5 protein-coding genes are annotated in these 5,787 nt (G+C 72.3%); 1 reads left to right on the forward strand and 4 read right to left on the reverse strand.

The window, feature by feature from the left end:
• The 3 genes from ACRDSK_RS31050 to ACRDSK_RS31060 all read right to left on the reverse strand — a co-directional run.
• Positions 1-1,131, reverse strand: a 1,131-nt coding sequence (locus ACRDSK_RS31050; RefSeq protein ID WP_431444954.1) for an AAA family ATPase, incomplete at its 3' end; no start/stop codon positions are given.
• Positions 1,131-2,303, reverse strand: a complete 1,173-nt coding sequence (locus ACRDSK_RS31055) for an exonuclease SbcCD subunit D (protein ID WP_431444955.1) — start codon at positions 2,301-2,303, stop codon at positions 1,131-1,133. The genes ACRDSK_RS31050 and ACRDSK_RS31055, both read right to left, overlap by 1 nt.
• Positions 2,304-2,311: 8 nt before the next feature.
• Positions 2,312-4,108: an ATP-binding protein gene (locus ACRDSK_RS31060; protein WP_431444956.1), complete on the reverse strand. Its 1,797-nt coding sequence runs from the start codon at positions 4,106-4,108 to the stop codon at positions 2,312-2,314.
• A gap of 564 nt (positions 4,109-4,672) precedes the next feature.
• Between ACRDSK_RS31060 and ACRDSK_RS31065 the strand changes: the two genes are divergently transcribed.
• Positions 4,673-5,317 carry a response regulator transcription factor gene (locus ACRDSK_RS31065; RefSeq protein WP_431444957.1) on the forward strand — a complete coding sequence of 215 codons (645 nt, stop codon included), beginning with the start codon at positions 4,673-4,675 and terminating at the stop codon, positions 5,315-5,317.
• Between the two features lie 4 nt (positions 5,318-5,321).
• On the opposite strand, the gene ACRDSK_RS31070 is transcribed toward ACRDSK_RS31065, so the two are convergent.
• Positions 5,322-5,787, reverse strand: a 466-nt coding sequence (locus ACRDSK_RS31070; protein WP_431444958.1) for an ATP-binding cassette domain-containing protein, incomplete at its 5' end; no start/stop codon positions are given.

Here is a 5,787-nt window from a genome sequence, read left to right on the forward strand (position 1 = left end):
GGCCTGCGCGGCCTCGGCGTCGGCGAGCGCCTGCTCCGCGTCCGCGGCCTTCGCGGCGGCGGCCTGATCGGCCTCGTCGGCCGTCGCGACGACCTCACGCGACCGCGCCAGCCGGGCGGCCAGCGACGCCGACCGGGCGTGCGCGTCGCGCCAGCGCGACAGCTCCGCGTGCTCGGGCAGGCCGGCCCGGGCGGCGTCCGCCTCGGCCTCGGCCTGCTCCGCGGCCACCCGCGCCTCGACTGTCTTGGCAACCGACTCGTCGGCGGCGGTCAGGCGGGTGGACAGGTCCACCACGTCACCCGGCTGCCGCAGCGACCGCAGCTCGCGCAGCTGCTCCTCGACGGTCTTGGCCGCCGCGTTCGCCTCGGCCCACCTCGTGCGCAGCTCGGCCATCCGCTCGACCGCCGTGTCCACTGTGGACACAAGACCTTCGAGGTCGGCGACGCGCCGGGTCGCGGCGGCGATCACGTCGTCGGTGACCGTGCCCAGCTCGGCGAGGCGCTGCTGGGAGCCCTCCAGCCGGCCGACCGCGACCTTGGCCCGCTCGCGGGCACGCTGGCCGACGTCCTCGTAGACGGCGTAGGCGAGCAGCTGGATCAGCAGGTCCTGCCGGTCACCGGGCTTGGCCTGCAGGAACTCGGCGAACCGGCCCTGCGGCAGCACGACGCACTGGGTGAACTGGTCGTAGCCGATGCCGAGCAGCTCGCTCACCGCGCCGGTGACCTTGTCTCCCTCGGCCTCCGGCCGCACGACGGCCTCGAGGATCTTGGCCATGTCCGCGTCCGGCGGCACGCCCGCGTCGAGGCGGTCCAGCCGCGCCTCCTTGGTGTGCACGTTGCCGCGCGCGTCGCGGCGCAGCTGCCGGGCCGCGGCGTAGCGCCCGCCGGCGGCCTCGAACACCAGACAGACCCGACCCTCGTTGACCGACGGGGCGAGCGCGTTGCGGATGACGTTTCCCTTGCCCCACCGGGGAACCGTGCCGTACAGCGCGAAGCACAGCGCGTCGATGACCGTGCTCTTGCCCGAGCCGGTCGGCCCGGTCAGCACGAAGAAGTCCACATCGGACAGCTGGACGTCGGTGTGGTCCCGGTAGCTGCCGAAGCCCTCGAACACCAGGCGCAGGGGGCGCATCAGCGACCTCCCGTCGATTCCTCGAGCAGCTCGGCGAACATCGCGCCGAGCCGCGGGTCCTCGATCTCCTTCTCCGACAGGAAGTCCGCGAACAGGTCGGTCGGCGAACGGCCGATGCGGCTGCGCACCGGGCCGCCCCCGTCGGCGCGGGCGCGGAACTTCTCGTCGATCTGCACGTCGAGCGTGTTCGGCAGCTTCTCCCGCACCAGGTCGGCGAGCCCGGCGCCCGCCTTCTGGGTGAGGACCACGCGCAGGAACGCCTCCCCCGCCTCCTCACCGGCGGCCACGACCTCGTCCAGCGTGCCGCGCAGCGTGGCGAGCGGGCGACCGCCACGCAGCGGCACCGGACGGATCCGCGCGCGGCTGTCCGGGGTGGCGGTCACGATCAGCGCCACCGGCTCGTTGGCCTCCTCACCGAAGTCCAGCGCGAGCGGCGAACCCGAGTAGGCGATGGGGCACGGCCCGGCGATCTCCTGGTAGCGGTGCAGGTGGCCGAGCGCGGCGTAGTGCGTGTTCGGCGAGAACGTGTCCGGCGGCACCTCGTAGCCGAGCAGCGTCTGCACCGCGCGCTCGCCGCCGCCCCAGCGGCCGCCGAGCAGGGTGGCGTGCGTGGTGACGACGTTGACGCTGTCCGCGGTGAACCCGTCGCACAGCATGGCGATGATCGCCTTGACGCGGTTGGCGTAGTCCTGGTTGTGCCGCGAGGGATCGTGCAGCAGGACCTCGGCCGCGCGCACGGCGATCCGGTGGGACAGGAACGGCAGCGCGGCGACCACGGCCCGCTCGCCGGAGCGCGTGTCGAGGGTGAGCGTGCCGCCGCTGTCCGGGCGCTGGGGCGTGCCGACCACGTGCAGGCCCAGCTCTCCCAGCACCGGCCGGTAGACGTCCTGCACCAGCCGGGCGTTGTCGTGGTTGCCGGCGAGCACGACGACATCCCGGGCGACCTCCCGGTTCCCGCCGCGCAGCTCCATCAGCGTGCGCATGACCAGGCTCTGCGCCTGCGGGTTGGGCGCCGCGGTCTCGAACAGGTCGCCGGCGACGACGACCAGGTCGACGTCCTCCTCGTTCGCCACGCGCACCAGGTCGCGCAGCACCAGCTTCTGCTCGTCGATGCGCGGCTGGTTCTTCAGCACCTTGCCGACATGCCAATCGGCGGTGTGCAGAATCTTCATGGATGACCTCAGAACGGGGGCGGGTCGTCGTCGGTGTCGAGTCCGGCGAAGGGGTCGGCGGGTGCGGCCGGACCGTCGTCCACTCCGGTCCACGGCCCCTTCTCCGCCGGCCGGGTAGCCCACGCGGGGAACGGGAACTCGATCGCGAGCGGCACCGGGATGTCCGGCTGCGAGACGAACATCGTGCCGGGCTTGGCGATCGTCGCGCGCTGCCGCTGGGCCGGCGGCAGGTAGCCGTACTCGGGGCGGGACGCCTCGGCCGGGTCGAGCCGGCCCGCGACGCGAATCGAGCAGTTCGCCACGATCCTCCGCTCGACCTCGCTCGCGGTCTGTTGCGCGCCGATGAGGATCACGCCCAGCGACCGGCCGCGCTCGGCGACGTCCAGCAGGATCTGCTTGATCGGGCTGTCGCCGTCGCGCGGGGCGTACTTGTTCAGCTCGTCGAGCACGATGAACATCAGCGGCCGGGCGGTGCCCTGCTCCTCCTTGCGGCGGAACTCCTGGCGCAGCGACACGCCGACCACGAACCTCTGCGCGCGGTCGGGCAGGTTGTGCAGGTCCACGACCGTGACCTGGGCCTGCGAGGTGGACAGCGACCGGTCGCCTCGGTCGGCCAGGTCGGACCGGATGATCGTGGACAGCGGGCGGACCGCGGAGCGCAGCCGCCGCAGGAACGCGTTCACGCTGCCGGTCGAGGTGCTGCCGGCCACCCAGTCGCGGCGGGTGTCCTCGTCGAGCAGCTCGTCCTCGATGAGCCCCACCAGCTGCTCGAAGCTGCGCAGCTGGCCGCCGCGGCCCGGGTCGGCGCCGGTGATCTGGACCGCGCCGTCCCGGCCGACCTTCTGATGGTCGCGGCGCAGCCGGGCGGCGACCTGGCCGATCAGCATCGTGTACTGGCTGCGTTCGTCCTCGCCGTCGGCGAACACGAACGGCATCAGCTCCTGCTCGCAGAACTCGGCGAGGGTCCAGTAGAACGGGCTGACCGCCTTGTCCCGGGCCCGCACGTCCGGGGTGCCGCTCGAGTCGCCGGGCCGGGGCGGGGCGAACACCTGGACGTTGCGGAACGAGCCGGCGGGCAGGCCGAGCAGGCCGTACCGGGCCCGCTGCTCGTCGGTGAGCCGCGAGTTCTCGTAGTCGAGGAACAGCAGGTCCTCGCCCTTCACGGAGAAGATCAGCGCCTTCGTGTTGTGCGCCTCGCCGGCCAGCACGCCGGAGTTGAACATCGAGTGCAGCAGGAAGGTCGCGAAGCTCGTCTTCGTCGCGATCCCGGAGACGCCGGAGATCGACACGTGGCCGCCGCGGGTGCCGTCCACGAACTCGAAGTTGAGGTAGACCGGCAGCCCGTCGCGGCCCAGGCCGACCGGCAGCTTGGCGCCGGCCATCGTGTCGAAGTACAGCGCCGAGTCCCGCTCCTCGCCGGTGGCCCGGTCGACCGCGGTGCCCGGCCGCGGCGGCACGTACACCTCGGGCTCGACCCGGGTGACGGTGACCTCGGCGACCTCGCTGACCTCGGCCGGCAGCGCACCCTGCTCGATGAGGAACACGTCGGAGGCGAACCGGGCGCCCTCGTGGCCCGCCTCGACGTTGGTCACCACGCCGGCGATCCGCACCTCGGCGCCGTCCGGGAGCTTGCGGCGGGTCACCACGACGTCGTCGAGCTGCAGGAACTGGTCGGCGGCGACGCCGACGGAGAACTCGAGCGGGCTCGCGGCCACAGTGCCGACGACCAGGCCGACCGGACGCTGGCCCGCCACCGCGGCCGGCGCGGCGGGCTGCCCGTTCGACACCGGAGTCGGCTCGGCCACACGTGCTCCTCGGTCGGTTCGGCAGGCGGAGAGCCTGCAGTCTATGTCCGGCGCCGGTCTACTCCCGGGACCCCGGGCCCGGGCACGTCGCGGTCCGCGGCGGCTCCTCGGTGGGCTCCCGCGGCGGTCCGGGCCAGTGAAGAAATTCGGGAAAACCTCCCCCTTGCGGGGGATACGGATTATCGCGGAGCAATCACGATCGAGTTTCCACGACCCGGACCAGGGAGATACGCAGGGTGCTGCGCATACCGCTGTCCGGGTATTGCCGCGAACCCGCTCGGGTGTCGACGCACAACGCTCGCATGCGGCCGGGCGGGTCCACTCGTTCGGGTGGTCGCAGGGTGAACTTCCTTGGCGCGGGCCGGCATCCGTGCGATCGATGCGGTCGCCGGGAGCATCCAACGTGGACAAAATTCAACCGGCCGAGTTATCGCGTTACCAAAATTCTCGGCGCGTGACGATATCTCCGTAGCCGCGGCCGGTTACTCCAAGCGAATGACCCCTGTAACGAGAATCTGACTCGCAATGACCCCTTTATAGAAGCCGTCACATCGGGAGGCATGCATGGCGCGGCGTCGCCCAGCTGAGCACGCGAGCACCCGTTCCATCCGGGTGCTGCTTGCCGAGGACATGGACCTGTTGCGAACCGCACTGGTCAGCGTCCTCTCGGTGGAGGAGGACATGGAGGTGGTCGCCGACCTGAAGTGCGACCAGAAGGTGATCTCGGTGGCGCTGCGGTTACGCCCGGACGTCGCGGTGGTGGCGGCCGACCTGCCGGACACCCGCGGCGTCTACACGGTCTCGGAACTGCGCCGCAGGCTGCCGGAGTGCCAGATCGTCGCGCTCACCGTCACCCGCCCGCCGGGAGTGCTGCGCCGGCTGCTCGCCGCGCAGGTGCACGGGCTGATCGACAAGAACGCCCCGGCGTGCCGCCTGCTGGCCGCGATCCGCGACGTGGCCGGCGGCGGCACGATGATCGACGCGAACCTCGTGGTCGCCGCGCTGGCCGCGGACCGCAACCCGTTCACCCCGCGCGAGGTGCACGTGCTCAAGCTCGCGGCGGGCGGGGCGACCGGCCCGGAGATCGCCCGCACGCTTTCCCTGTCGCCCGGCACCGTGCGCAACTACCTGTCCAACGCAATGAACAAGACCGGCGCGCGGACCCGGATCGACGCCATCCGCATCGCCACCGAGTCGGGCTGGCTGTAAACGCTCACAGCCGCACCGGGTCGGGCTCCCACTGGCCGACGAGGTCGCGGTAGAGCGGCGAGGTCGAGACCAGCGTGGCGTGGTCGCCGGTGGCCGCGCCGGCGCCGTCGAGCACCAGGACCCGGTCGGCCCGCAGGGCCGAGCTGATCCGGTGCGCGATCACGATCAACGTGCCCTCCCGCGCGGCGAACGCCTGCTCCGCGCGCCGCTCGGCGACCGGGTCGAGGTGGCAGGTCGCCTCGTCGAGGACGGCCACCGGCGCGGGCGAGAGGTAGGCCCGCACGAGCGCGACGAGCTGCCGCTCGCCCGCGGACAGCTCGGCCGGCCTGATCGTCGCGTCGTATCCGCCGAGACGGTCGACCAGCTGGTCCGCGCCGACCGCGGTGGTCGCCGCGGCGAGCTCGGCGTTGGTCGCATCCGCCCGCAGGTAGGTGAGGTTCTCCCGGACGGTACCGGTGAACACGTACGCC

The organism is Actinophytocola sp. (assembly GCF_050699915.1).
Taxonomy (GTDB): domain Bacteria; phylum Actinomycetota; class Actinomycetes; order Mycobacteriales; family Pseudonocardiaceae; genus Actinophytocola.